General features: G+C 45.6%; 29 protein-coding genes. 25 read left to right on the top strand and 4 right to left on the bottom strand.

Annotation, left to right across the window (positions count from 1 at the left end; translation table 11 throughout):
- On the top strand, nucleotides 1-1,059 hold a 1,059-nt coding region (locus AC27IJ_RS12140), incomplete at its 5' end, for a zinc ribbon domain-containing protein (protein WP_487149021.1).
- A 144-nt stretch (nucleotides 1,060-1,203) separates the two neighbouring features.
- Nucleotides 1,204-1,707, top strand: coding sequence for a hypothetical protein (locus AC27IJ_RS12135; protein ID WP_312442427.1), 504 nt, complete (start codon nucleotides 1,204-1,206; stop codon nucleotides 1,705-1,707).
- 96 nt (nucleotides 1,708-1,803) lie between these two features.
- Here AC27IJ_RS12135 and AC27IJ_RS12130 read toward each other — a convergent pair whose 3' ends face one another.
- Both AC27IJ_RS12130 and AC27IJ_RS12125 read right to left on the bottom strand, forming a co-directional pair.
- On the bottom strand, nucleotides 1,804-2,526 hold the full coding sequence (locus AC27IJ_RS12130) for a 3D domain-containing protein (protein WP_487149019.1): 723 nt from the start codon (nucleotides 2,524-2,526) through the stop codon (nucleotides 1,804-1,806).
- Nucleotides 2,527-2,721: 195 nt separating this feature from the next.
- Nucleotides 2,722-3,306: a 3D domain-containing protein gene (locus AC27IJ_RS12125; protein ID WP_312442429.1), complete on the bottom strand. Its 585-nt coding sequence runs from the start codon at nucleotides 3,304-3,306 to the stop codon at nucleotides 2,722-2,724.
- 352 nt (nucleotides 3,307-3,658) lie between these two features.
- Between AC27IJ_RS12125 and hrcA the strand changes: the two genes are divergently transcribed.
- The 12 genes from hrcA (at nucleotide 3,659) to thiI (ending at nucleotide 15,706) form a co-directional block, all read left to right on the top strand.
- Nucleotides 3,659-4,708 carry a heat-inducible transcriptional repressor HrcA gene (gene hrcA / locus AC27IJ_RS12120; RefSeq protein WP_312442430.1) on the top strand — a complete coding sequence of 350 codons (1,050 nt, stop codon included), beginning with the start codon at nucleotides 3,659-3,661 and terminating at the stop codon, nucleotides 4,706-4,708.
- Nucleotides 4,709-4,725: 17 nt separating this feature from the next.
- Nucleotides 4,726-5,370, top strand: a complete 645-nt coding sequence (gene grpE / locus AC27IJ_RS12115; RefSeq protein WP_312442431.1) for a nucleotide exchange factor GrpE — start codon at nucleotides 4,726-4,728, stop codon at nucleotides 5,368-5,370.
- 110 nt (nucleotides 5,371-5,480) lie between these two features.
- The gene (gene dnaK / locus AC27IJ_RS12110; protein ID WP_312500538.1) at nucleotides 5,481-7,343 is read left to right on the top strand and encodes a molecular chaperone DnaK; all 1,863 of its coding nucleotides are present in this window, start codon (nucleotides 5,481-5,483) and stop codon (nucleotides 7,341-7,343) included.
- A gap of 190 nt (nucleotides 7,344-7,533) precedes the next feature.
- Nucleotides 7,534-8,670, top strand: a complete 1,137-nt coding sequence (gene dnaJ / locus AC27IJ_RS12105) for a molecular chaperone DnaJ (RefSeq protein WP_312442434.1) — start codon at nucleotides 7,534-7,536, stop codon at nucleotides 8,668-8,670.
- A 40-nt stretch (nucleotides 8,671-8,710) separates the two neighbouring features.
- The gene (locus tag AC27IJ_RS12100; RefSeq protein WP_487149016.1) at nucleotides 8,711-9,274 is read left to right on the top strand and encodes a glucan-binding protein; all 564 of its coding nucleotides are present in this window, start codon (nucleotides 8,711-8,713) and stop codon (nucleotides 9,272-9,274) included.
- A gap of 206 nt (nucleotides 9,275-9,480) precedes the next feature.
- Nucleotides 9,481-9,831: a nucleotidyltransferase domain-containing protein gene (locus AC27IJ_RS12095; protein WP_312442436.1), complete on the top strand. Its 351-nt coding sequence runs from the start codon at nucleotides 9,481-9,483 to the stop codon at nucleotides 9,829-9,831.
- Nucleotides 9,816-10,220: a HEPN domain-containing protein gene (locus tag AC27IJ_RS12090; protein ID WP_312442438.1), complete on the top strand. Its 405-nt coding sequence runs from the start codon at nucleotides 9,816-9,818 to the stop codon at nucleotides 10,218-10,220. Before AC27IJ_RS12095 ends, AC27IJ_RS12090 begins: the two co-directional genes overlap by 16 nt.
- Before the next feature lie 468 nt (nucleotides 10,221-10,688).
- Nucleotides 10,689-11,435, top strand: a complete 747-nt coding sequence (locus tag AC27IJ_RS12085; RefSeq protein WP_312442439.1) for a sulfite exporter TauE/SafE family protein — start codon at nucleotides 10,689-10,691, stop codon at nucleotides 11,433-11,435.
- Between the two features lie 9 nt (nucleotides 11,436-11,444).
- On the top strand, nucleotides 11,445-12,401 hold the full coding sequence (gene prmA, locus AC27IJ_RS12080) for a 50S ribosomal protein L11 methyltransferase (protein WP_312500542.1): 957 nt from the start codon (nucleotides 11,445-11,447) through the stop codon (nucleotides 12,399-12,401).
- Between the two features lie 63 nt (nucleotides 12,402-12,464).
- Complete coding sequence (locus AC27IJ_RS12075) at nucleotides 12,465-13,202, top strand: 16S rRNA (uracil(1498)-N(3))-methyltransferase (RefSeq protein WP_312442442.1); 738 nt, start codon at nucleotides 12,465-12,467, stop codon at nucleotides 13,200-13,202.
- A gap of 76 nt (nucleotides 13,203-13,278) precedes the next feature.
- Nucleotides 13,279-14,433: a cysteine desulfurase family protein gene (locus AC27IJ_RS12070; RefSeq protein ID WP_312500544.1), complete on the top strand. Its 1,155-nt coding sequence runs from the start codon at nucleotides 13,279-13,281 to the stop codon at nucleotides 14,431-14,433.
- A gap of 94 nt (nucleotides 14,434-14,527) precedes the next feature.
- Nucleotides 14,528-15,706 (top strand): tRNA uracil 4-sulfurtransferase ThiI, encoded by a 1,179-nt coding sequence (gene thiI, locus AC27IJ_RS12065; RefSeq protein WP_312500546.1) that lies wholly within the window; start codon nucleotides 14,528-14,530, stop codon nucleotides 15,704-15,706.
- Between the two features lie 150 nt (nucleotides 15,707-15,856).
- Here thiI and AC27IJ_RS12060 read toward each other — a convergent pair whose 3' ends face one another.
- Nucleotides 15,857-16,090 carry an HPr family phosphocarrier protein gene (locus AC27IJ_RS12060; protein WP_312442446.1) on the bottom strand — a complete coding sequence of 78 codons (234 nt, stop codon included), beginning with the start codon at nucleotides 16,088-16,090 and terminating at the stop codon, nucleotides 15,857-15,859.
- 152 nt (nucleotides 16,091-16,242) lie between these two features.
- On the opposite strand from AC27IJ_RS12060, the gene mtaB reads away from it, so the two are divergent.
- The 9 genes from mtaB to AC27IJ_RS12015 all read left to right on the top strand — a co-directional run bounded on the left by mtaB (nucleotide 16,243) and on the right by AC27IJ_RS12015 (nucleotide 23,633).
- On the top strand, nucleotides 16,243-17,604 hold the full coding sequence (gene mtaB, locus AC27IJ_RS12055; protein WP_487149011.1) for a tRNA (N(6)-L-threonylcarbamoyladenosine(37)-C(2))-methylthiotransferase MtaB: 1,362 nt from the start codon (nucleotides 16,243-16,245) through the stop codon (nucleotides 17,602-17,604).
- A gap of 80 nt (nucleotides 17,605-17,684) precedes the next feature.
- On the top strand, nucleotides 17,685-17,945 hold the full coding sequence (locus tag AC27IJ_RS12050) for an IreB family regulatory phosphoprotein (RefSeq protein ID WP_312442448.1): 261 nt from the start codon (nucleotides 17,685-17,687) through the stop codon (nucleotides 17,943-17,945).
- 141 nt (nucleotides 17,946-18,086) lie between these two features.
- Nucleotides 18,087-18,527: a Holliday junction resolvase RuvX gene (gene ruvX, locus AC27IJ_RS12045; RefSeq protein WP_312442449.1), complete on the top strand. Its 441-nt coding sequence runs from the start codon at nucleotides 18,087-18,089 to the stop codon at nucleotides 18,525-18,527.
- Nucleotides 18,517-18,798 (top strand): DUF1292 domain-containing protein, encoded by a 282-nt coding sequence (locus AC27IJ_RS12040; RefSeq protein ID WP_312442450.1) that lies wholly within the window; start codon nucleotides 18,517-18,519, stop codon nucleotides 18,796-18,798. The genes ruvX and AC27IJ_RS12040 overlap by 11 nt, the downstream gene beginning before the upstream one ends.
- A gap of 155 nt (nucleotides 18,799-18,953) precedes the next feature.
- Nucleotides 18,954-19,421, top strand: a complete 468-nt coding sequence (locus tag AC27IJ_RS12035) for a Fur family transcriptional regulator (RefSeq protein WP_312442452.1) — start codon at nucleotides 18,954-18,956, stop codon at nucleotides 19,419-19,421.
- A gap of 15 nt (nucleotides 19,422-19,436) precedes the next feature.
- Nucleotides 19,437-21,104: a ribonuclease J gene (locus tag AC27IJ_RS12030; protein ID WP_312442454.1), complete on the top strand. Its 1,668-nt coding sequence runs from the start codon at nucleotides 19,437-19,439 to the stop codon at nucleotides 21,102-21,104.
- 52 nt (nucleotides 21,105-21,156) lie between these two features.
- Nucleotides 21,157-21,645 carry an endolytic transglycosylase MltG gene (locus AC27IJ_RS12025; RefSeq protein ID WP_487149007.1) on the top strand — a complete coding sequence of 163 codons (489 nt, stop codon included), beginning with the start codon at nucleotides 21,157-21,159 and terminating at the stop codon, nucleotides 21,643-21,645.
- Complete coding sequence (locus tag AC27IJ_RS12020) at nucleotides 21,642-22,283, top strand: O-methyltransferase (protein WP_312500551.1); 642 nt, start codon at nucleotides 21,642-21,644, stop codon at nucleotides 22,281-22,283. The genes AC27IJ_RS12025 and AC27IJ_RS12020 overlap by 4 nt, the downstream gene beginning before the upstream one ends.
- A 123-nt stretch (nucleotides 22,284-22,406) precedes the next feature.
- Nucleotides 22,407-23,633, top strand: coding sequence for a peptidase U32 family protein (locus AC27IJ_RS12015; RefSeq protein ID WP_312500553.1), 1,227 nt, complete (start codon nucleotides 22,407-22,409; stop codon nucleotides 23,631-23,633).
- Here AC27IJ_RS12015 and AC27IJ_RS12010 read toward each other — a convergent pair whose 3' ends face one another.
- A complete protein-coding gene (locus AC27IJ_RS12010) occupies nucleotides 23,634-24,497 on the bottom strand; it encodes an AraC family transcriptional regulator (RefSeq protein WP_312500555.1) in 864 nt (287 codons plus the stop codon). It abuts the gene before it with no gap.
- 277 nt (nucleotides 24,498-24,774) lie between these two features.
- Here AC27IJ_RS12010 and AC27IJ_RS12005 point away from each other — a divergent pair, with 277 nt between their 5' ends.
- Complete coding sequence (locus AC27IJ_RS12005; RefSeq protein WP_312442461.1) at nucleotides 24,775-25,221, top strand: VOC family protein; 447 nt, start codon at nucleotides 24,775-24,777, stop codon at nucleotides 25,219-25,221.
- Nucleotides 25,222-25,283: 62 nt separating this feature from the next.
- Nucleotides 25,284-26,741, top strand: coding sequence for an extracellular solute-binding protein (locus AC27IJ_RS12000; RefSeq protein WP_487149003.1), 1,458 nt, complete (start codon nucleotides 25,284-25,286; stop codon nucleotides 26,739-26,741).
- The last annotated feature ends 27 nt before the right edge of the window (nucleotides 26,742-26,768 follow it).

Raw genomic sequence — 26,768 nt, 5'->3', positions numbered from 1 at the left:
GCTCCCAGCGACTGGTATTATTCCTCAGAATACGGACAGGTGGAAGAACCTGCAGATATTTTTGTCAGTGAAGAGGGAGTGGAGTACAGCTATGTAGGCTGGAGCTACCGTGAGGACCGCCTGAGTGAATTCGACCCAGACCGTGAGATCAGCCGGAAGACCTATGTCTACGCGTACTACGAGAACAATCAGAAGGAAGTGAATGATGCCAGGAAAGAGCTGGAGGATGCCATAAAGAACGCGATTGATAAGAGCGATGACTATTTCCTGACGCTAAAGGAAACGGAGAAGCTTAAGGAGGCAATCGAAGAGGCCTTTGAGGTACTGGACCGGACGTCCCCGAAGGCGACCCTTGATGAACTGCTTGAAGCGCTGGAAAAGCTTAAAGAAGTGACAAAACCGTTAGATGAAGTACTGGATGGGCGTTATGACCACTATGATGAAATTCAGAACTCCGGAAGCAAGGGAGGAAGCAGAGGCGGCGGAGGAGGAAGCGGAAGCGGAATCAAAGCCAACCCTTACAATCCCAGCAGGAGCAAGAGCTACATCGTTGGTACCAATGGAAACTGGGAAGAGCTTTCAGGAAACGGAAGCCAGTGGGCCTTTGTGCTAAACGGAGGAATCCATCTGACAGGAATGTGGGCGAAGCTGGATTATGAGAGCGGAGACGTGAACAAAAACGGCTGGTATCATTTCAATGCCAGCGGGATCATGGATTACGGCTGGTTCCGTGATGAGAAACTTGACTGGTATTACTGCAATACAGAATCAGACGGCTGGCTTGGAAAGATGAAAACAGGCTGGCATCATGATAAGGAAGACAACCGCTGGTATTATTTAGACCCCGAGACAGGAATGATGGCAAAGGGCTGGAAAAATATCGGAGGAAAATGGTATTACTTTACAGAGCAGAACAGCATGGAAACCTATCGGTACGAACCGGCAACGGAGAAATGGATCTATAAGAGCAATGAAGAGCGGCCATTGGGATCTATGTACATCAGTGAGATGACGACTGATGGATATGCTGTCGGCGGAGATGGAGCCTGGATGCAGTAAGGATACGATGGAAAGCGGCCACCTTCGATGCAATAGCAGATCATTCCCCAGAGATTTCATAGTTAAATAGAAATGATTTGATAGAAAGGGAAAGTGTGCATATCCACCCGCTAAAGCACGATAGAAAAAGGGGATAAAAAACCTATGATAAAAAGCGAAGAAATGCAGAACGTCTGCCACAGCATGACTGTAACAGACCGGGTCAGTACGATGCTCATTTGTTTTCATGGAAAAAAAGAAGGAAATTTATATGGTGAAATCCTTAACTGCTATATAGACGGACCTGTGTGGTTTTCCAGTGTAGGCGATTTAATTCTTAAACTAGATGAAATATGCGACTGGGTCGGAACTCCCCAGCCCTCCATGGATCCAAGGTTTCTTAATAAAAAAATGTCAGAAGAATATGCATACAGGACTAAGGGAAAAAACAAAATACCAGTAAAGGCAAAAATTCAGCTGCAGGATAGTAAGACCTTAAGTTTCCGCGCTGTTCAGGCAAAAGAATCATTGATCGTCAAAATAGAACATCGCCAGAACGCCAGTATTCAGGGAATCGTGACCGGTAGGCTGACATCTAAAAATTATGTAGCATTCCGAAGCGCGTTAGAACTAATGCGTATGATAAGAGAGATTGCCGTAAGAACGTAAAATACAGAAATGGACCACTTGGACCCATGTAATTAAACTTATAAAAAGCCCGGTAAAAAGTAAAATCTTCACCGGGCTTTTCTTATGGAATTTGTATTATTGAACGAGATACGCTTCTACGCTTCTGGTGCCATAGGCGCGGGTTTCTCCATGGGTATTGAAGAAAATATCAATGTGATTTCCCTTGACCCCGCCTCCGCAATCCTCTGCCGTATAGATGGCTCCGTTTATCATGATACGGCTGCCATAGGGAATGACCCTTGGATCAACAGAAATGGTATGGTTTGCAGTTGCAATGGTTCCCGTGCTGGTACGTCCTCCCCAGCCTCCGGAACACTTTCGGCAGGGACAGTAGGCCGTGGTTTTAAATGCCCCCAGGGAACGGAGATTAGTGCCGCTGTTCTGAAGACTTGCGGCAGCGGCAGCGCCTACTCCATGTACTCTGGTACCGGAGAGCTTCTGGCCTCCTGTATAGGCCTCCACCAGGTAAGTGCTGTCTCCGTAGGAATTCCAGGGAACCTGTATCTCAAAACCATAATTTCCGGTTCCGTTGGATACCAGATCCTCCCGGTACTTGGAAGCAGTGGTGGTAAGCTCCGCTGTGACCTGGCCGTTTGACTGGTTGGTAATGACAATTTTTACTTCTGCCGCAGAGCTGGGATCAGAGCTGTTAATGGCCCAGCCCCGGACACTGTTTTCGTCCGCATTGTCAATAATGCCTGTCGTCTGAGCCGCCAAAACGTTCCATGTGCTTATTAGGAAAAATGTCATCATTAGTAAGGTTCCGAAGAACCAGTGAATTCGGTTTGTTCTTTGCATATTACAAATACTTCCTTTCTTTTTTACAAACTGTAACATATTTTAAATATATTTATAATTATATGTAACAGAATTGTAATAAATGAGGTACAAGTAATCATTTTACACATTTTTCCAATTTTGTCAAGGTTAAGGCGAAAAAAAACCGCAGAACAGTGAAGTGATTCGCTGCTCTGCGGTGTCATATGGCATTACCTACCGTTCAATGACCGCAAATAATTCTTTTGTTTGCCTTCCAAAATCCAATGCTTCTGCACGGGTTGCGAAGAAAATATCTACTTTGTTTCCTTTCACGCCGCTTCCGATGTCCTCAACGGTATAAACGATGCCGTCAATCATGACCTTTGTTCCAAGAGGAAGGATTGTGATGTCCGCGGATATGGTATGCTGCGGCTGCGGAACCGTGCCGGAATAGGTCCGGCACTGCTTGCCGGAGTTTTCGCTGCCCGGACAATATGCTGTAGCGGAGAAGAGCCCCAGGGATTCTCCTTTTTCATAAACCGGTTTTGCCGGCTCTTCTGATTTTACTGGTTCCGGAGTTTTTTTCTGAATACCAGGTCCGATTTCCCCAGAAAGCGTCTCGGTACTGGCTGATGCCGTCTGATTTTCCGTTCCAGTTTGTATGGTTTGGTGATTCGTTCCAGTGTTTTCGGACTGTACTTGATTCACAGTTTGGTCTTTTCCCGTAGTCTCGGCTGCCAGTGCAGTTGTAGACAACAGCAGGATACAAAGAAGTGTCAGGAATCCGGTGATCCTCTTTTTCCCTGAAAAACTATTCATAATTTACCTCCAAATGGATCAAGCGGATATGCTTGCATATCCAGTTGATTCACAAGCTCAAGGTTGTAAGACGTCTTTCTTTCAACCTTACCTCGCAATCGTGTTGTTATGGTGTCTTAATTACCATTATATTACAAAAGTGTTAAATGTCAAGAAAATAATGTCAACAGCTTTGTAATATTTAATTGATAAATGAGGAAAAATGTACAAGCAGGTCACAAAAACTTCACCAAAAAATTTTACAGGAATGTATTGACAAAAGTAGAAAAAAAGAATATATTATGAAAAGAAGATGTTAGCACTCCTAAACGTTGAGTGCTAACAAAAAGACTCAGAAAGGAAGTGGGGCAGTTTGAGTGACAGGGATCAGTTGGATGAGCGAAAAATAACTATATTAAAAGCAATCATCAAAACTTATCTGGAAACCGGAGAACCGGTAGGTTCCCGTACCATATCAAAGTATACGGATTTGAACTTAAGTTCTGCTACCATCCGGAATGAGATGTCTGATCTGGAGGAACTGGGATATATCATGCAGCCCCACACCTCCGCCGGAAGGATTCCTTCTGACAGGGGATACCGCTTTTATGTGGACCAGATCATGCAGGAAAAAGAAGAGGAAGTCACTGAGATCAAGGATATGATATTAAAGCGGGTGGATAGGGTAGAGCTCCTGTTAAAGCAGATGGCAAAGCTTCTTGCACAGAACACCAATTACGCTGCAATGATCAGTGCGCCCCAGTACCACCGGAACAAACTGAAGTTTATCCAGCTTTCCAAAGTTGATGAAGAAAAGCTTCTTGTGGTAATTGTGGTAGAAGGCAATATTATTAAGAATGCCATGATTCCAATCCATACGGAATTAGATGACGAAGGACTTTTAAATCTTAACATTCTTCTTAACAATGCCCTTAACGGGCTGGCCATAGAGGAAATCAATCTTGAAGTGATCAGCAGGATGAAGGTTCAGGCAGGGCCCCACTGTGATGTGGTGGACCGGGTTCTCACCGAGGTGGCTGGCGCCATCCGGGGGGATGATGAAGACCTTCAGATTTATACCAGCGGTGCTACGAACATTTTCAAGTATCCGGAGTTAAGTGACGGAGTAAGGGCCAGTAAGCTTATCGGTACACTGGAGCAGAAGGATCTTTTACAAGGGCTGATCGATGATATGAACAGCTCGGAGAGCGGATCCGGTATCCAGGTATACATCGGCGATGAGGCTCCTGTTAAGACAATGAACGACTGTAGCATTGTAACCGCTAACTATGAACTGGGCGAAGGCTTAAGAGGTACCATTGGAATCATTGGTCCGAAACGGATGGATTATGAAAAGGTGCTCAGCACATTGCGCAATCTCATGACGCAGCTGGATACCATTTTGAAAAAAGATGAAAGGTAAAGGGTAGAGCATTGAGCATGGAAGATGTGAAAACAGATGAGAAGCTGGCAGATGAGACTATTTATACAGAGGATGCCGTTTCCGCTGAAAAAGAAATAGAAGGTGCAGAAGCCTGCGGGGACGATGGAACCCAGGAAAATGTTCCGGAGGAAGAAACGGCTGAGGAGAATTCCAAAGAAGAATCCGGGAAAAAGGGCCTTTTTGGAAAAAAGAAAGAGAAAAAGGATCCAAGGGATGAAAAAATAGAGGAACTGACGGACCGCCTTCAGAGGTCCATGGCTGAATTTGATAATTACCGCAAGAGAACAGAAAAAGAAAAGTCAGCCATGTTTGAAATCGGAGCAAAGGATATCGTTGAACGGATTCTTCCGGTAGTCGATAATTTTGAAAGAGGCCTTGCAGCCATTTCTGAGGACGAAAAAAACGCTCCTTTTGCAGACGGAATGGAAATGATATACAAACAGCTTATGAAAACGCTGGAAGAAGCCGGTGTAAAACCGATTGAAGCAGTTGGAAAGCCGTTTGATCCTAATTTCCATAATGCGGTAATGCATATTGAAGATGAGTCACTGGGTGAGAATGTAATCTCCCAGGAACTCCAGAAGGGTTACACCTACCGCGACACCGTGGTAAGGCATTCCATGGTGCAGGTGGCTAATTAGTAATATAGCATCAGGAAGCAGATCATACATTCCAGGTATACCTTTTGCCCCAATATGGGCAGGAAAAAGGTAATCATTTATAGTTTGTTTATTAATAGGAGGAAAAAACTATGGGCAAGATCATTGGTATTGACTTAGGTACAACAAATAGCTGTGTAGCCGTTATGGAAGGCGGTAAACCAGTTGTAATTCCCAACAGCGAAGGCGTAAGAACCACACCGTCCGTTGTTGCATTTACTAAAAATGGAGAGAGACTTGTAGGCGAGCCTGCAAAGCGTCAGGCAGTAACTAACTCTGACCGTACCATCTCTTCCATCAAAAGACACATTGGCACGGACTACAAGGTAGCGATTGACGGAAAAAATTACAGTCCTCAGGAAATTTCTGCCATGATCCTTCAGAAATTAAAGGCGGATGCAGAGGCCTATTTAGGAGAAAAAGTAACCGAGGCGGTTATTACCGTACCGGCATATTTTAACGATGCACAGCGCCAGGCAACCAAGGATGCCGGTAAGATTGCCGGTCTTGACGTAAAGCGTATCATCAACGAGCCGACAGCGGCAGCTCTGGCTTATGGACTTGATAATGAAAAAGAGCAGAAGATCATGGTATATGACTTAGGCGGCGGTACCTTCGATGTTTCCATCATTGAAATCGGCGACGGAGTCATCGAAGTTCTTTCTACCAACGGCGACACCCGTCTGGGCGGTGATGATTTTGATAACCGCGTAACCCAGTGGATGGTGGATGAATTTAAGAAGGCAGAGGGCGTTGATTTATCCGGCGACAAGATGGCAATGCAGAGATTAAGAGAGGCTGCTGAGAAGGCAAAGAAGGAATTATCCTCCGCAACGACCACCAACATCAACCTTCCGTTTATCACTGCTACCTCAGAAGGACCAAAGCATCTGGATATGAACCTGACCAGAGCCAAATTTGATGAGCTGACAGCAGATCTCATCGAGCGCACCGCGGTTCCGGTACAGAATGCATTAAGAGATGCGGGCATTACTGCCGCAGAATTAGGAAAAGTATTGTTAGTAGGCGGATCCACCCGTATGCTGTCTGCACAGGAGAAAGTAAAACAGCTGACAGGCAAAGAGCCTTCTAAATCCTTGAACCCGGATGAATGTGTTGCCATCGGCGCCAGCATCCAGGGCGGTAAGCTTGCAGGTGATGCAGGTGCAGGCGATATCCTGCTTCTGGACGTAACTCCACTTTCCTTATCCATAGAGACCATGGGTGGTGTTGCTACCAGACTGATCGAAAGAAATACGACTATCCCCACAAAGAAGAGCCAGATCTTCTCCACAGCGGCTGACAACCAGACAGCGGTTGACATCCACGTGGTACAGGGTGAGAGACAGTTTGCAAGAGATAACAAGACCTTAGGCCAATTCCGTCTGGATGGAATTCCGCCTGCAAGAAGAGGCGTTCCTCAGGTCGAGGTTACCTTTGATATCGATGCCAACGGTATCGTAAATGTTTCTGCTAAGGATTTGGGTACAGGCAAGGAACAGCATATTACCATCACTTCCGGCTCCAACATGTCTGACACCGATATTGATAAGGCAGTCAAGGAAGCAGCTGAATATGAGGCTCAGGATAAGAAGCGTAAGGACGGCATTGACGCAAGAAACGATGCGGACTCCATGGTATTCCAGACAGAGAAAGCTCTGCAGGAAGTAGGAGAAAAGATCGATGCAAACGATAAGGCATCTGTGGAAGCAGATTTAAATGCATTAAAAGAAGCGATAGGCAGAGCTCCGATCGATGATATGACTGATGCTCAGATTGAAGACATCAAGTCCGGCAAAGAAAAACTGATGAACAGTGCACAGGCTTTGTTTGCAAAGGTTTATGAGCAGGCCCAGGCTGGGGGCGGAGCCCAGGGCGCAGGCCCTGATATGGGAGCAGAAAATGCCACCTATCAGGACAGCGATGTAGTTGACGGCGATTACAAAGAGGTGTAAACTAGTCTGGTCAGTAGACAGGACTTTGGAGAAAGTGTTGTAGCGATACAGCACTTTTTCCGAATTTCTTCAGGCATGAGTTCCTCGACAGCGAAGACTGTGGTTTACCCTTAAGGGTATTTGGGAGCTTTGCCGTTCGGTGAGCCAAAGGTGAATCGAATTTCCTTAATCTATGAAAGGTAGACCTAAGATGGCAGAGAGTAAGAAAGATTATTATGAAACCCTGGGCATTCCAAAGGATGCGGATGATGCAGCGATTAAGAAAGCTTACAGGGCATTAGCTAAGAAATACCATCCTGACACAAATCCCGGAGATGCTGCGGCTGCTGAGAAGTTTAAGCTGGCTTCCGAGGCCTACAGTGTCCTTAGCGATCCTGATAAGAGACGCCAGTATGACCAGTTCGGTTCTGCTGCCTTTGACGGAAGCGGGGGAGCAGGTGGCTTTGGCGGCTTTGATTTTAGCGGAGCAGACATGGGAGATATATTCGGAGATATATTCGGAGATATCTTTGGCGGAGGACGAAGAAGCAGCGCCCAATATAATGGGCCATCTAGGGGAGCCAATGTCAGAACAAGCATCCGCATCACGTTTGAGGATGCGATTTTCGGCTGCGAGAAGGAGATTGAGATCAATTTCAAGGAAGAGTGTTCCTCCTGTCATGGAAGTGGCGCAAAAGCTGGAACCTCACCAGTTACATGTTCAAAATGTAATGGAAAAGGAAAGATCATGTATACCCAGCAATCCTTCTTCGGCCAGATACAGAACGTCCAGACCTGTCCGGACTGCGGAGGCAGCGGGAAAATCGTTAAAGAGAAATGTCCGGATTGCTATGGCAGCGGATACAATACAAAAAGAAAGAAATTTAAAGTCACCATTCCGGCAGGAATTGACAACGGACAGTCCGTGCGCCTTGCAGGTGCAGGAGAGCCGGGAACCAATGGCGGAGAGAGAGGCGATCTGCTGGTAGAGGCAGTGGTATCCAACCATCCGATCTTCAAACGCCAGGATACCAGCATTTTCTCAACGGTACCTGTTTCCTTTGCTAATGCTGCCTTAGGCGGAACCATCCGGATCAAGACTGTGGATGGGGAAGTGGAATACGAAGTGAAGTCGGGGACCCAGACAGATACCAAGGTACGTTTAAAAGGAAAGGGTGTTCCTTCCTTACGCAACCGGGCCATTCGGGGCGACCATTTTGTCACTTTGGTGGTTTCAGTGCCGGAGCGTATGTCAGAGGCTCAAAAAGAAGCGCTTCGTAAGTTTGACGAAGCCATGAACGGCACAGGGGAAGGCGACAAACATAAAAAAAAGGGAATCTTTAAATAAAGAATCCGTAAGGTACATGGTTTTAAATGGAGGGGAAGGTATGGGAAGGTTTGCAAAAAAGCTGGCCCTGACAGTTGCTGTTATATGGATAGCAGTTCTGTTTCCGGCGGCCGCCATGGCCGCAGACGGGCAGGCTGTCCGGGATTTTCCGGGTTGGAACGGCTCAGGCACGAAAATCAGAGGGCCTATTGAAGGAAGTCAATCCTTTGACTTCTGGGATGATGACGATGATGACGATGACGACGGACCAGGCAGCTACAGTTGTCAGAGAGGCTGGCGCTACAGTCCTTCCGGCTGGTGGTTTCAGTACAGTGACGGAAGCTGGCCTTCAAACTGCTGGAAGTATATCGATGGCAGATGGTACCGGTTTAACTGGGAAGGCCATATGCTGACCGGCTGGTATGCTGATGAGGGAGGCCTCCGGTATTACTTAAATCCGGTGGATGACGGTACAATGGGCGCTATGAGGATAGGCTGGCAGATCATTGGTGGAAAAGCTTATTACTTTAACACCATGTCCGATGGCTATCTGGGCAGGCTGCTTACCAATACGACCACTCCTGACGGATATAAGGTGGGAGCTGACGGCGTATGGATACAGTAAACTTGACTGAATGGTATTAAAAGGTATGGCGGAAATTTTCTGCTGTACCTTTTCTTTCATTTGAAATTCATGTATAATAATGGAAAAGAAGTTCGGTTCGCCTAAGGGCTCATCGAACGGCTGATTTACTAAGTGCCCTATGGGTAGAATTCAGGCTGTACTTTGTTTGCCTTCGTTAAGTAAATTATGCCAAAGGAATTAATCAGATGAGTGTTGAACGGAGGGATCTCATGGAGCGGCATATGCAGTCAATAAAAAGTGCTTTAGAGGTACTTTGCAGTGAAGCTTACAGGCCTTATGTAGAAGCGGTTTATCTTTATGGAAGCTGTGGGAGAGGAAATCAAAGATTTGACAGCGATGTGGACCTTTTAGTGCAGTGTAGCGAGAAATTCACGACTGATATTGGACGCAGTATGAGGATTCATGCAATGCCGGAGGATTGGAACCTGCCGGATGTGGAATTAAAATTTGTCTATGGAGACAGCTGGAAGGCCGGGAAGGACCAGTTTTCCCGCAATTTAATAAAGGAGGGAGTTCTGCTGTGGGAAAGGAAGTAAATTATTATACGTTTGCTGAAGAGGATTATTTATTTTTAAAGGCCAATATAGAAGAAAAGAGGATAGGTAATGCGATGACAAGCATTGCACAAAATGTATGTGAACGATATTTAAAACATATAATATCCGTTTTTTGTATTGAGTTAGATAGTACAGCAGTCTTAAAAACTCATTCTTTAAGAAAGATTTTAAGGTTCATTGAAGAAAACCTGCCGGATTTTAAAATTAATAAAAATAAGGTGATTTTGTCAGATGGATATTATTTCTCTTCACGGTACCCGGGAGATGAATCATTCTTTGCAAATGGGGAAGATGTGGCAATATGCTGGGAAGCAGTTTTGGAGACAAAAAGAGCGGTTGACCATTATATGCAAAACCATAAAAAGTGAAATAGAAAGCTTGAATCATAAAAAGCAAGGGACGCACCAGACGGCTGAAATGCATCGGCCATAAGGTGCGTCCCCTGTTTTTCATTACAAATATATTTGCTTTGTAATTTGTGAAAATAGTTCCTGTTCCAATTCCAATCGCTCAGGCGGGTGTGATGGGGTGTAATGCATCAAGGAATTTCGTTTACTTGATATTTTTTTTTGCCCTTGCGATCGGAACGAAACAAAAGTTATTCTCATCCGTTCAATAGGTTAATGCAACAGCTACAGTTTTTATTGCATCTTTTTTAAAAAAATATTTTTTTTTTATTAATTGCGAAATAACCCTTCAAATTTCGTACATGTTAGACGCTTGCAAGCGATTTCATTGTATGTTATGATATCTTGTGATTTAAAGCTGAGAGCAAAACGTTCATATACTATAATGAGAAAGTCCGGCTCCCGGATGCCAAAGAAAGGAAACAGAATATGTACCAATATTTGATCGTATGCCCTCTTGTTTTTCTGGCGGGTTTTGTAGATTCCATAGCAGGAGGCGGAGGCCTTATATCCCTTCCGGCATATCTGGCAGCAGGGGTACCTCCTCATTTGGCCATTGGAACCAATAAACTGGGTTCTACCATGGGAACCGTGATCTCTACGGCCAGGTATGCGAAAGGCGGCTACATTAAAGCAAAGCTGTCTCTGCTAGCCGCAATTTTTGCTGTGGTCGGTTCTGTAATCGGAGCGCACTTATCCATGCTTGCCAGTGAGCGGCTATTAAAGGGCATGATGCTGGCGGTGCTTCCGGTTGTTGCCTTTTATGTTCTTAAGAATAAAAATTTGGGAGATCAGGAGGAGAGCAGCAGTCTGCCTGAAAAAAAGATGTTTTTGATCAGCATATGTGCAGCACTGGTCATTGGAGGCTATGACGGATTTTATGGACCAGGCACGGGAACTTTTTTACTGCTGATTCTGACTGGATTAGCCAAAATGGATGTCAGGAGTGCATCAGGCACCACGAAAGTGATTAACCTGTCCTCCAATATTGCAGCATTGGCGACTTTTTTAATAAATGGAAAGGTTTTGATTCCCCTGGGACTTGCATCAGGACTTTTCTGCATAGCAGGCCATTATATCGGATCAGGCTTAGTGGTGAAAAATGGATTAAAGATTGTGCGCCCGGTAGTTTTAGTGGTACTTTTGTGTCTGTTTGTGAAAATTATAAAAGGATAGGGAATTGTTATGAAATGGAAAAAATTTACGCTGACCACCACGACAGAAGCCGTGGATTTAGTCAGCAGCATGTTTGATGAAATCGGAATAGAAGGTATTGAAATCGAGGATAACATCCCTCTTACGGAAGCGGAGACAAAAGGCATGTTTATCGACATTCTGCCGGAGCTTCCGCCGGATGAGGGCGTTGCAAAGGTCAGCTTCTATCTGGAGCCGGATTCTGACATCGATGGTATGTTAAAGCGTGTGGAAGAAGGGCTTTCCGAACTTTCTATGTTCACGGATTTAGGGGAATGCACCATTGTGTCCGGCGAGACCGAGGATAAGGACTGGATCAATAACTGGAAACAGTATTTTAAGCCGTTTACCGTGGATGATATCCTGATCAAACCTACCTGGGAAGAAATCCCGGAGGAACACAAGGACAAGCTTTTGATTGAGATCGATCCGGGAACTGCCTTTGGAACCGGACAGCATGAGACGACCCAGCTTTGTATCCGTCAGCTGCAGAAATACGTTACGAATGAGACAACCCTTCTTGACGTGGGAACCGGAAGCGGTATTCTGGGGATCACTGCCTTAAAGCTGGGTGCAAAAGAGGTATTTGGAACGGACCTCGATGAAAATGCCATTGTTGCTGTTAAGGAAAACATGGAAGCCAATGATGTTCCTGTGGATAAGTTTTTAGTATTACAGGGAAATATTATTGATGACAGGACAATACAGGAGAAAGCAGGCTTTGAAAAATACGATGTGGTGGTAGCCAATATCCTGGCAGATATCATCATCCTGCTTCAGAAGGAAATTTCTGTTCACATGAAAAAAGACGCTATTTTCATTACTTCCGGTATCATTAACATGAAGGAAGAGGCTGTGAAGAAAGCATTTGAGGAAAATGATGCTTTTGAGCTTGTGGAAACCACCTATCAGGGGGAATGGGTTTCTATAACAGTCAGAAAGAAATAAGAAGAGGAACGCCTTGCAGGCATACCTCTAGTCCAGAAGGCATGGACAGGAAAGAGGAATGAGATGTATCACTTTTTTGTTAATCCTGATCAGATCGGAGATTCCGCAATCCGGATCATAGGGCCGGATGTGAACCATATTAAAAATGTCCTGCGCATGGGCGCCGGAGAACAAATTTTAATCAGCAATGGTGTAGACAAAGATTACTTATGCGAAATTATTGAAGTAGCTTCCTCGGAAGTGACGTCCAAAATCCTGTCTGTAGATGAGGGAGGTGCAGAGCTTCCTGCAAGGCTCTATCTGTTTCAGGGGCTGCCAAAGGGCGACAAAATGGAGTTAATCATTCAGAAGGCCGTAGAGCTTGGAGTACACCAGATCATCCCGGTGGAGACCAGACGGGCTGTAGTGCGTTTGGATAAAAAGAAGGAAGAATCAAAACTCCGCCGATGGAGGGCAGTGTCTGAAAGCGCTGCCAAGCAGTCCAAGCGGCTTATTATACCGGAGGTGTCCGGTGTCATGACGTTTCAGGAAGCTCTTGCCTTTGCAAAGGAGCTTGATATAACGGTCATTCCGTTTGAACATGCAAAAGATATGGCAGAGACAAAAGAAATCCTGTCCGGTATAAAACCCGGAATGAGCGCGGGGATATTTATCGGACCGGAGGGCGGCTTTGAGGATTCTGAAATGGAACTTGCAAAGAGTTTCGGAGCAAAATTGATTACCCTGGGAAAACGGATCTTAAGGACGGAAACCGCTGGCCTTGCTATTGTATCCGTGCTGGCCTTCCAGCTGGAAGGCTGACGGGGCCGGAGGAAATACCCTCCGGATATCCTTTAATGTCCGGAAATACGGGCAATAAGAGGAAAGGAAGACACATATGGAAGCTTATTTTGATAATTCGGCGACAACCAGAGTGTTGGAGTCGGTAAAAGATATTGTTGTAAAAATCATGACGGAGGATTATGGAAATCCTTCCGCCAAGCATAAAAAAGGAATGGATGCGGAACGGTATATTAAGGAAGCGGCAGAGATCATAGCCGGGACGTTAAAAGTCGCGCCAAAGGAGATCGTTTTCACCTCCGGTGGTTCTGAATCCAACAATATGGCCTTAATTGAGACAGCCATGGCCAATAAAAGGGCAGGAAACCACATCATCAGCACCGGCATTGAACATGCCTCAGTATATAATCCTCTGGCATTTTTAGAGGAACAGGGCTTTTCCGTGACTTATCTTCCTGTGGATGCCCAAGGCCATATCCGCCTGGAAGAACTGGAGGCGGCTATCCGCCCGGAAACTATTCTGGTCTCCATCATGTATGTGAATAATGAAATCGGCGCAGTGGAACCGATCGAGGCCATTTCAAAGGTCATAAAAAAGAAGAATCCGTCCATCCTGTTTCATGTGGACGCCATTCAGGCTTACGGAAAATTTGTCATCCGGCCAAAGCGCCAGGGGATTGACCTTTTATCCGTCAGCGCCCATAAGATACATGGACCAAAAGGAGTGGGATTTTTATACGTTGACCAGAGGGTGAAAATAAGACCTTTGATTTATGGAGGCGGCCAGCAGAGAGGGATGCGTTCCGGTACGGAAAATGTTCCGGGAATCGCAGGCATGGGAGTGGCGGCTAAAATCATGTATACGGATCATGGAGAGAAGATGCAGTCCATGACCGCCCTTAAGGATTATATGATAGACAGGCTTTCAGAGATCGACGGGGTTACGGTAAACAGCCTTTCCGGTGATTTGTCGGCGCCTCAGATCGTCAGTGCAAGCTTTTCAGACATCCGAAGCGAAGTGCTTTTGCATGCTCTGGAAGAAAGGGAGATTTATGTGTCATCCGGATCTGCTTGCTCTTCCAACCATCCGGCTGTCAGCGGAACGTTAAAAGGAATCGGTGTAAAGCCTGAGCTTCTGGATTCCACGCTGCGGTTCAGCTTCGGGGTTTATAGCACCAAAGAGGAGATCGATTACAGCATTGATGTGCTTAAGGAGCTTTTGCCTGTTTTAAGGCGGTATCAGAGAGGTTAAGCAAGAGCGCGTTCCCTTAAGCAACTCATGTTAGATAAAATTACCATACCTTTATGCCCAAAAACCACGGGCAGGAAAACAGAAAGGATAACAGATGCAATATCAATCATTTTTAATTAAATATGCAGAGATCGGAGTAAAGGGAAAAAACCGTTATCTGTTCGAGGATGCCCTGGTGGCACAGATCCGCCACTCTTTAAAGAGGGTAGACGGCGATTTTGTGGTTTCCAAGGAATCAGGACGTATCTATGTTACTGCAGAGTCGGACTATGATTTTGACGAGGTCATAGAAGCTCTTAAATGCATTTTCGGCATTGCCGCCATCTGTCCCATGGTTCAGGTGGAGGACAATGGTTATGAAGATTTAAAGAAGCAGGTGCTGTCCTATGTGGATGAATTCTATGAAGATAAGAATTTCACCTTTAAAGTCAATGCCCGAAGAGGAAACAAAAAGTATCCGGTAAATTCGGAGCAGATCAACCGGAATCTTGGGGAACTGGTACTTAATGCTTTTCCTGAGACAAGGGTGGATGTCCATAAGCCGGATGTGATGCTTCATGTGGAAGTCCGGAATAAGATCAATATTTACTCCCATACTATCCCTGGTCCGGGCGGTATGCCGGTGGGAACCAATGGAAAAGCCATGCTTCTTTTATCCGGCGGTATTGACAGCCCGGTAGCAGGCTACATGATTGCAAAGCGCGGCGTTAAGATCGATGCCGTTTACTTCCATGCGCCGCCATATACCAGCGAGCGGGCCAAGCAGAAAGTGATCGATTTAGCAAAGCTGGTTTCTAAATATTCCGGGCCGATTCACCTTCATATTGTGAATTTCACGGATATCCAGCTTTACATTTATGACAAATGCCCTCATGAGGAGCTTACCATCATCATGAGGCGTTATATGATGCGGATTGCAGAGCGTTTGTCAGTGGAAAGCGGAAGCCTTGCCCTAATTACGGGAGAGAGCATCGGCCAGGTGGCTTCCCAGACCATGCAGTCTCTGACAGCTACGGATGCAGCCACCACCATGCCGGTATTCCGCCCTGTCATTGGCTTTGATAAACAGGAAATCGTGGATGTATCGGAAAAGATCGGAACTTATGAGACTTCTGTGCTTCCGTTTGAGGATTGCTGCACCATTTTTGTGGCAAAGCATCCGGTGACGAAGCCAAATTTAAAGATGATTGAACGGTCGGAAGAAAAATTAGAAGAAAAGATTGGTGAATTGGTCGAGACAGCAATAAGCACGGTGGAAAAGGTTTGGTGTTAAAGGAAAAATGAAATCGGGGTCCGGCTCCTTCTGGAAAAGGCCGGGCCCCGATAGACATTAAGGAAGTTCGATTCGCCTGACGGCTTACCGAACGGCTGATTTTCTAAGTCCAGTATGCACTTGCGCTTGACTACACGAAGAAAAGTATGCTTAATCTACAATATATGGAGATAAAACGTCTAAGATTTCATCGGCATTATTTTCGGAGTGGATATTTAAATCGATGGGTTTGGAAAGATCCAGGCTGAAAATGCCCATAATAGATTTTGCGTCAATTACGTATCTACCGGATACCAGATCAAAATCAGTATCAAATTTTGTTAAATCGTTTACGAAAGATTTTACTTTGTCGATGGAATTTAAAGATATACGAACTGTTTTCATGTGAAAAACCTCCTTAGGTGAGCTCTTTTATTTAATTAATAGGGACCGCCCCTTTTTCAATTCAATACTACTGATATATTGTATAAAAGTCAATGGTAATTTTACATGAAAATACTGAAAATAAACTGATTATTTAGATAGGAGAAAACAAGATGAAAAAGGCAGCCCTGCATAATCTTGGGTGCAAAGTTAATTCCTATGAAACAGAGGCCATGCAGCAGCTTCTTGAAAGCGCCGGATATGAAATCGTTCCTTTTGCGGAAGGAGCTGATGTTTATATCATTAATACGTGTTCCGTAACAAATATCGCGGACCGCAAGTCCAGGCAGATGCTTCACAGGGCAAAAAAAATGAACCCGGAGGCAGTGGTCGTGGCGGCTGGATGCTACGTCCAGGCGGCAGGAGAAGAGCTTAAAAAGGATGAAGCAGTGGATTTAGTCGTTGGCAACAACAAAAAAACTGAGCTGGTTTCCATTCTGGAGGATTACTTTGTACAAAGGAAAAATACGGAAGAAGAATCATCCTGGGAGCATACCGCTGCGCCCGGTAAAGCGTTGGAACATGTAATTGATATCAGTGACACCAGAGAGTATGAGAATCTGTCCATTGACAGGATCTCGGACCATACCAGGGCATTTATCAAGGTTCAGGATGGCTGCAACCAGTTTTGCAGCTATTGCATCATACCCTATACCAGAGGACGGGTGAGAAGCCGGAGGTCCGATGAGGTGTTAGAGGAAGTAAAACGTCTGACCGCTTCCGGTTACAAAGAGATCGTTCTTACAGGAATCCACTTAAGCTCTTATGGAATGGATTTTCCCGAGGAAGAGCGGCTTACCCTTCTGGATCTGATCAGGAGCATTCATGAAGTGGAAGGCTTAAAACGGATCCGCCTTGGTTCTCTGGAGCCCAGGATCGTGACCGAAGAGTTTGCGTCGGCACTTGCAGGACTCGATAAAATATGCCCCCATTTCCACTTATCCCTTCAAAGCGGATGCAATGATACCTTAAAGAGGATGAACCGCCACTATACCACAGAGGATTATTTAAACCGCTGCCAGATTTTGCGGAAGGCATTTCATAATCCTGCCATTACCACCGATGTGATCGTAGGATTTCCGGGAGAAACAGAAGATGAATTCCAGATGACCAGGGAATACTTGAAAAATGTCCGGTTTTATGAGATGCATGTTTTTAAATATTCCAAAAGAAACGGTACCAGGGCGGCGGTGATGCCGGAACAGATACCGGAATCCGCAAAGGCGGAGCGGAGCAATGAACTTCTTTGCCTGGAAAAGGAAATGTCCCTTGAGTACCGGAAGTCATGGTTAGGCTCCAGGACTGAGGTGCTTATGGAAGAGGAATACTGGTTAAATGACGTCCATTATATGATCGGCCACACCAGAGAGTATGTGAAGGCCGCAGTTCCCTATGAAGAGGGCTTAAAGGGCGTGGTGACAGATGGAATTCTAATGGAAATGATGAACGATGAAGTGGCATTTTTAAAGCATTAATAGACAAAATTTATTTTTGGCTTGCCGAATCCTAAATTTTGGTTTAGAATATAGTAGAACAGTTAAAGGACGTGAGAAACATGGGCGATATTCATAATACGCAATTTTTCAAGACAGTGCAGGAAAATAAACTGAATGTAAGCCAGGTACTGGAACAGGTTTATATTGCCCTTACTGAGAAGGGCTATAATCCTATCAATCAGATCGTGGGCTATATTATGTCAGGAGATCCTACTTATATTACCAGCCACAAGAACGCCAGAAGTCTTATCATGAAAGTAGAGCGGGATGAGATTCTGGAAGAGCTTATGGGGGTATATATTGATACGAAGTTGAAGTAAGGCTGTGGATAATCATAAGTCTAGCTGTCAGATGAAGTGAACGAAGGCGGAGTCTGACAGTTTGTTTTTATATGGTTGGCTTTGGACCAGCTTTCTTTTGCTGCATAAAGATTGGAAGAAAAGCAACCTTGGAGGATAAATATGAGGATTATGGGGCTTGATTACGGTTCTAAAACTGTAGGAGTTGCAGTTTCCGACTTACTTGGTATAACAGCCCAGGGAGTGGAGACAATTACGAGAGAAGACGAGAATAAACTGAGAAAAACCTGTGCCCGGATTGAGGAACTGATCCGGGAATATGAGATTGAAGCCATTGTCCTCGGTTACCCGAAAAATATGAATAATACGGCCGGTGAACGGGCCGAAAAAACAGAGCAGTTTAAAGAGATGCTCATGAGGCGGACCGGACTGACCGTCATACTCTGGGATGAGAGGCTTACGACTGTGGCATCGGAGAGAATATTACAGGAAAGCGGTGTAAGACGGGAACACCGCAAGGCAGTCATTGATAAGGTGGCGGCAGGACTGATCCTGCAGGGCTATCTGGACAGCTTAAGTCAGGAGACAGGAAATGAACAGTGAAGAGAAGAAGATTACCCTGACAACGGATTCAGGGGAAACCGTGGAGTTTTACGTTCTGGAGGAAACCAGAATTAATGGGATGAATTATCTGCTGGTAACTGATGCGGCAGATGAAGATGACGAAGGGGAATGTTACATCTTAAAGGATTTGTCAAAGCAGGAAGATAGCCAGGCTTTGTATGAGTTTGTAGAGGATGATAACGAGATAGATTATTTATTTAAGATATTTTCCGAACTGCTTGAAGGAGCAGATGTGGATATTCAGATTTGAAAGAAAAGCATCTTTCAAGCCTGGGTTTGTGAACAGCATGCCCCGCTTTAATGGGCACAGTGCGCCCCGCTTCACCGGGCGCCAATTGGATATGCAGGCATATCCGCTTGAACACTCGTACACAAAAATGATGGTGAGTAATTGAGGAATGTTGCATGAAACAGGATATTTTTAAAAATATGCTTCGAGAGAAAGGACTCAAGGTGACCAACCAGCGCATGCTGGTTCTGGAACTCATGGCAGAGCGCCCCGGGCAGCATCTGACTGCGGAAGAGATCTATGATCTGGCCAGGCAGAAGTGCCCGGAGATTGGGCTTGCCACGATTTACAGGACCGTGCAGGTACTTGTGGATCTATCGGTGATTGACAAGGTCAGTTTTGACGATGGATTCGCCCGCTATGAATTAGGGGGCTTGGATCGTGAGTCCAGACACCACCACCACCACGCGATTTGCAACCGATGCGGAAACGTATTTTCCTTTCAAGGCGATTTACTGGATACGCTGGAGCAGGCCCTTCTTGACAGGACAGGTTTTTTTGTGACAGATCATGAAGTGAAGCTGCACGGGTATTGCAGGGAATGCCGGGAGGCAATGGAAGAAGAACAGGACGGAAAATCATAAGATGGAGGTAAAATATTGAAAAAACAAGACAGCAACGCGAAAGTTAAAATCATTCCTTTAGGTGGAATGGAGCAGATCGGTATGAATATCACTGCTTTTGAATGTGAAGACAGCATCATCATAGTGGACTGCGGACTGGCATTTCCCACAGATGATATGCTTGGGATCGATCTGGTCATACCGGATGTCTCTTACCTGAAACAGAACATAGATAAGGTAAAGGGATTCCTTATCACCCATGGTCACGAAGACCATATCGGCGCCCTTCCTTATATCCTAAGGGATATTAATGTACCGGTATACGGAACAAAACTTACCATTGCCCTGATTGAGAACAAACTGAAAGAACATAATTTACTGAAGAACACCAAGAGAAAGGTGATCAAGCACGGTCAGTCCGTAAACTTAGGCTGTTTCCGTATCGAATTTATTAAAACAAACCACAGCATCGCCGATGCCTCCGCCCTTGCCATTTTTTCACCGGCCGGCGTGATTCTGCATACAGGCGATTTTAAGATTGATTATACTCCCGTATTCGGGGAACCGGCTGATTTGGAGCGTTTTGCCGAGCTGGGTAAAAAGGGCGTTCTGGCCCTGATGTGTGACAGCACCAATGCTACGAGAGCAGGGTTCACTCCTTCGGAAAAGACCGTGGGAAAAACCTTTGATAACATTTTTGCAGATCATAAGAATAACCGCATCATTGTAGCCACTTTTGCCTCAAACGTGGACCGGGTGCAGCAGGTCATCAATTCCGCAGCCAAGTATGGACGCAAGGTAGTGGTAGAGGGCCGCAGCATGGTCAATGTCATCGGCACGGCCAGTGAGCTTGGCTATATAAATATTCCTGATGGAACCTTAATTGAAATTGACCAGTTAAAAAATTATCCCGATGAGCAGACCGTGCTCATCACTACCGGAAGCCAGGGGGAATCCATGGCAGCCCTTTCCCGAATGGCAGCCAGTACCCATAAGAAGATTTCCATTAAACCAACTGATGTGGTGATTTTAAGTTCACATCCGATTCCTGGCAATGAAAAGGCTGTTTCCAAGGTCATTAACGAGCTTTCCAGGAAGGGAGCAGAGGTGATCAGCGATGACACTCATGTATCGGGACATGCATGCCAGGAAGAAATCAAGTTGATGTATGCCCTGGTCCGTCCTAAATACGCGATTCCCGTCCATGGCGAATACCGTCACATCATGGCCCAGAAAAATTTAGTTCAGGCGATGGGAACCCCCAAGGAGAATGTGATCATCATGTCATCCGGTGATGTGGTGGAGCTGGGTCAGGAATCCTGGAAGATCGTAGACCACGTGCAGGCAGGAGGAATCCTGGTAGACGGCCTTGGTGTCGGAGATGTAGGAAATATTGTTTTAAGAGACAGACAGAACCTGGCACAGAACGGAATTATCGTGGTGGTTCTGACCCTGGAGAAATATTCCAATCAGCTTTTGGCCGGACCGGATATTGTGTCCAGAGGATTTGTCTATGTGCGTGAGTCGGAGGATTTAATGGAGGAAGCCAGGAACATTGTCAATGACGCTGTTTCAGACTGTCTGGACCGCCATGTCAATGACTGGGGCAAGATTAAGAATGTTATACGGGACAGTTTAAGCGACTTTTTATGGAAGAGAATGAAACGGAATCCTATGATTCTGCCGATCATTATGGAAGTATAGCACAAGGAAAAAACCATACCTCTAAGGCGAAACACCCTGGGGGTATGCCTTTATGCTCTGTGAAGCGGACGATAATAATGAAACACCCTGGGGGTATACCTTTATGCCCTGTAAAGCGGGCGATAATATTGAAAGGAAGCAGGAAATGAGCCGTGCAACGAATGAGATAAATAAAATAACAGGAGCGGTTATCGCGATTTCAAGCAGGCTTATTATCCTTGCCCTGGTGATCCTTCTGCTTTATGAGGGAGTCACCAGAGGATATGAGTTCGGTCATGAAATATTCTACGCCTCTGCAGTGGAAGCAGAGCCGGGACGGGACAAGGAGATAACCATCAGCAAAGGTACTTCTGTGGCCCAGGCGGCAAAGCTATTAAAGGACAATGGTTTGATATCCAATGAATATTCTTTTATCATACAGGCGGAGTTTTTTGATTATAAGGTAAAACAGGGAGATTATACCTTTAATACTTCCATGACCTCCAAAGAAATCCTTCAGTTAATGAATGAGAATACAGAGGAAAAGGAAGAAAAAAAATGATTGTAAATGACAGGATAACGGAATATATCAAATCTCTGGAAACAGACAGAAGTCCGCTCCTTTCAGAGATCGGAAAAAAGGCAAGGCAGGAAGGCGTTCCAATTATCAGGGAAGAGACTGCCGCATTTCTTCAGACGATGACCGCTGCCATGAGGCCAAAGGCCATACTGGAGGTTGGTACTGCGGTGGGTTATTCCACTCTGTTAATGGCCAAAGCCATGCCGCAAAACTGTCATATCACCACCATAGAAAAATATGAAAAAAGGATTCCAGAGGCGAAAGAAAATTTTAAAGAGGCCGGAGAGACAGAGCGGATCACCCTGCTTGAGGGAGATGCTCAGGAGATATTAAAGGGGCTTGACCGCCCCTTTGACCTTGTTTTCATGGATGCGGCCAAGGGGCAGTACCTTTTGTGGCTGCCAAGGATTTTAGAGCTTATGGCACCCGGAGGTATGCTGATTTCTGATAATGTCCTACAGGATGGAGATATCATAGAATCCCGCTATGCAGTGGAACGCCGGAACCGGACCATTCACGGTCGGATGCGGGAATACCTCTATGAGCTAAAGCATTCTGAGCGGCTTATAACAACCATTGTACCAATCGGTGACGGAATTACCGTCAGCATTCTGATCTGATTTATTTCATGAAGGCAGCAAGGAGCGGCCCGAGTTTTACCCATATAACATTGTAAACTAGTCGTTCGATGAGCCGCCAGGCGAGTCGAACTTCTTTAAATATAGACATAAGAAAGGATTTTCATGAGAAAGACCGAACTTTTGATTCCGGCGGGCAGCCTGGAAGTACTTAAAACTGCGGTTGTTTACGGCGCAGATGCTGTCTACATCGGAGGAGAAGCCTTTGGCCTCCGTGCCAAGGCAAAGAATTTTTCAATAGAAGAGATCCGGGAAGGAATTGCTTTTGCCCACGAAAAAGGGGTAAAGGTTTATATCACGGCCAATATTCTGGCCCACAATGATGACCTGACCGGTGTAGAGGAATATTTTAAAGAATTAAAGGAAACAGGCCTTGATGCCTTGATTATTTCCGATCCGGGAGTATTTGCTATCGCAAAGCGCATGATGCCGGATCTGGAAATCCACATCAGCACCCAGGCCAACAACACCAATTACGGGACCTATCTGTTCTGGCACCAGCTTGGAGCCAAGCGGGTCGTTTCTGCCAGGGAGCTTTCTCTGGCAGAGATTAAAGAAATACGCAGCCAGATTCCGGAAGACATGGAGATCGAAAGCTTCATCCATGGGGCGATGTGCATTTCCTATTCCGGACGCTGTCTTTTAAGCAATTTTATGACAGGAAGAGATGCCAATCAGGGAGCCTGTACCCATCCATGCCGCTGGAAGTATTCCATCGTTGAGGAACAACGTCCCGGAGAATACATGCCAGTCTATGAAAATGAACGGGGAACTTATATCTTCAATTCCAAGGATTTATGCATGATCGAACACATCCCGGAGATGATGGATGCGGGGATTGACAGCTTTAAGATCGAGGGCCGCATGAAAACCGCCCTTTACGTAGCCACCGTGGCCAGAACCTACCGGAAGGCCATTGATGATTATAACAAGGACCCTGAAATCTACCGTGCCAATATGGAGTGGTACCGCTCTGAAATCGGCAAATGTACTTACCGGGAATTTACCACCGGCTTTTATTTTAGTAAGCCTGATTCTACCACTCAGATCTATGACAATAATACTTATGTGAAAAACTATACGTATCTGGGAACTATTGAAGCAGTGGATGAGAGAGGGTTTGCCCGTACCACGCAGAAGAACAAGTTTTCCGTAGGAGACACCATTGAGGTGATGAAGCCCGATGGCAGGAACTTGGAAGTCCTTGTAAAAGCCATTTATGATGAAGAAGGAAAATCCCAGGAAAGCGCCCCCCATTCCAAGCAGGTGCTGTACTTAGAATTTGAGGGAGACGTACCGCAGGAATACGACATTTTGCGCTGCAAGGCCTGATCAGGCTGGAAAATGGTCGAACATTTTCCGGAACTGGGAAGGCGTGCAGTTGTTACTCTGTTTAAAGGTCCGGTTAAAGGACGACAGGCTTAAAAAGCCGGACTGGAGTGCCACGTCCACAATGGATATCTCCGGATTTTCCAACAGCTCCTTGGCTTTGGAAATACGGAAGGAAGTGATGTACTCCGGCAGGGAGGTCTGGTAGTGGGCCTTAAAGATTCTGGAAAAGTGGTATTTGCTGAAGCCTGCAAAGGCAGCTAAGTCCTCTAAGCTGACCTGTTCCATATAGTGCTGCCCGATATAGTCTGACACCATATCGAACTTTTTGTCATAAACCTTTTGCTGCGGCGTTTTCTGGGCAGAAAGCTTGTTTTCGATCTGGTAGTTGTGTTCTCCTATAACAATAAAAAAATGTAGAAGCTCTTCATACATGCGCATTTCTTTAAAGGAAATGCCGCTGTAGTAGAGCTTTTTTATTTTTAACAAAATATCAATAGGGTTTTCCATAAAAGAAGCGCTGCCGTTTACCTCCAGAATGGGCTGACAGAACAAAAGCTGCTTATGGTGGATGAAATCCTGCAGTTGAGGTAAAAACAAGTCGGAGAACTGGACGACCAGACAGGGGCTTAAACTGTTTTTGGTCAGAGAATGGAGGTTGCGGGGAGGGATTAGGACAAACTGGTTTGCTTTTAGCGTAAAGACTTCATTGTCCAGGGTAATGGACATGTCATCGGATAAAGGCGCTAAAATCTCCATAAAGCTGTGCCAGTGAGTTGGGAAAACGGAGTAAAAATGCCCGTAAGACACATTGATGGACATGTCGTGTATAAATTGCATAGGCTCTGATAAATCCGGTTTAATCATAAAAAGCCGCTCCTTCTGTCAGGTTTTATAAAAATACTGACCATATTTTTTAATTATAGTTCAAAAATTGCTTTTGAAATATAGGAAAAGTGCATAAAAATATAGTGTTGTATATAATAAAATGTACTATATACATATTTGTAAAATGTAATCCCTTATAAAAATGAGCAATAACTAATGTATGAGTAGCAATATATAGTTAGAAATGCAGGAGCCGGAATGTTATAGTGAATATAACAAAAAGGAAATAAAAACCAACTGCGGAAAGGAGATTAAAATGGGAGTGATCGATGGAAAGACCATATGCCAGGTGGCATTGGTGGTAAAGGATTTGGACAAGACAGTGGAAGAATATGCAAAGCTGTTTGGAGTTCAAATACCGGCGCCCTTTTGTGTGCCGGAGGAATCGGAGGCCCATACGAGGTTTCAGGGAAAGCCAACCAAAACCAGGGCCAGGCTTGCGGTGTTTGATTTGGGGCAGGTGGTGCTTGAAATTACAGAGCCGGACGAGGAACCCAGTTCATGGAAGGATTTTCTGGAAAAGAACGGGGATGGGATTCACCACATAGCCTTTATGACGGAAGACCGGGAGGCTGCGGTAACGTATTTTGAAGAAAACGGTATGCCGGTCCGCCACTACGGGGAATACGAGGGAGGCAATTATACGGTATTTGACAGCAAGGAGAAATTAGGAACCTTCGTACAGGTAAAATACGAGCCGTAAAACTTTAAAAGCATGGGGTATAGCATTGTCTTAAATTTATTAACGATGGAAAGGAGAAAGGTATGAGAAGAAGATTAACAGCAGGCTTGCTGGCCTTTGTGACGGCAGCAGGAGCATTGGCAGGGTGCGGCAGCTCATCAACCGGAGGCCCACAGGCAGGAGGATCCCAGGCGGCCCAGGCCCAGGAAAGCCAGACCATAAGCGAGGATGTAAAGAAAGCTCAGGAGTCCGTTAAGACCTCGGCGGACAGGCTGAAGGAGTTGGGGATTGAAGTAGAGGATACAGATTTGACCGGAGAATTTACATACTGGTCCGGTTTTACCGGAGATTCTAAGGTATGGGATCAAAGCCGGGTAGATGCATTTAACGAGCTTTATGCTGACAAGGGAATCAAATGCAATGTGCAGTTTGTACCAGAAGGAGCGGGAATAGATAATGGAAAGCTGTTGTCCGCCATTGCCGGAGGTCAGGCACCGGATCTGATTGTCTGTGACAGAGCGGTATCCGCTTATTCCTATGCGGCCAACGGAAGCTTTGAGATGCTGGAAACCTATTTAAATCAGGTTGGCCTGGACGTAGACAGCTTTTTTGAGGGCTGCAAGGATATTATTTATTATAAAAATGAACCTTACTTAATCCCTCAGGATACCAATGTCATATTGCTTTATTACAATCCGGACATTGCTGCGGAGGCAGGGCTTGATGTGGATAATCCTCCCAGGACTTTAGAGGAGTTAGACGCCTGGGCGGAGGCTATGACCATACAGAATGAGGATGGGAGCTATCAGAGGTTTGGCTTAATCCCGTGGCTGGATTTAAAGAGCGACGCTTTCACCCTGCCATTCTTCTTTGGGGCAAACGTATATGATGCAAAAACCAACCAATTAAACTTAACTTCTCCGGAGATGGTTGCCAGCATGGAATGGCTTCAGGCTTATGGGGAAAAGTACGACCCGGAGCGGATCTCGTCCTTTACCTCCGGCCTTGGAGGAATGTTCTCCCCGGACCACGCCTTTATGACGGGAAAGGTCGCTATGACCATTACCGGAAACTGGTTCTCCAACGCCCTTCGGGTTTATGCACCTGATATCAATTTCCGTGTGTGCAGCGTGCCTGTGCCGGAAGGCGGACGGGCGGACAGCACCCCCTTCGGAACCAATGTATTTGCAATTCCGAAAGGCTCTAAGAATCCGGAGCTTGCCACCTTATTTATCAAATTCTGTATGTCAGGAGCCGTAAACGAGGACAACTTTGCCCAGTGGAGAAGCATTCCAACCAGCGACAAGGAATTTGACAACATAAGCTTAACGAAAAACGGGGATGAAATGTACGCCCTGGAAAGAAAGATAGCCAATTCGCCGAAAAACGGAATTCCAGCCATGTGCGCCGTTTCCGCAGAGCTCTCCCAGGTACTTATCACCTTCCGGGAAGGAGTAATTTACGGAAATATCCAGGACATTGAAGGAGAATTAGGAAAGCTGCAGGAGAAATACCAGGCGCAGCTTGACAACAGCCAGTAAGGGTATCCCTCTATGCCCAAAGTACAT

The organism is Lacrimispora sp. YZC11, from assembly GCF_057543815.1.
The sequence above is the reverse complement of the archived record's forward strand: the minus strand, read 5'-3'. Positions and strand labels throughout refer to the sequence as shown.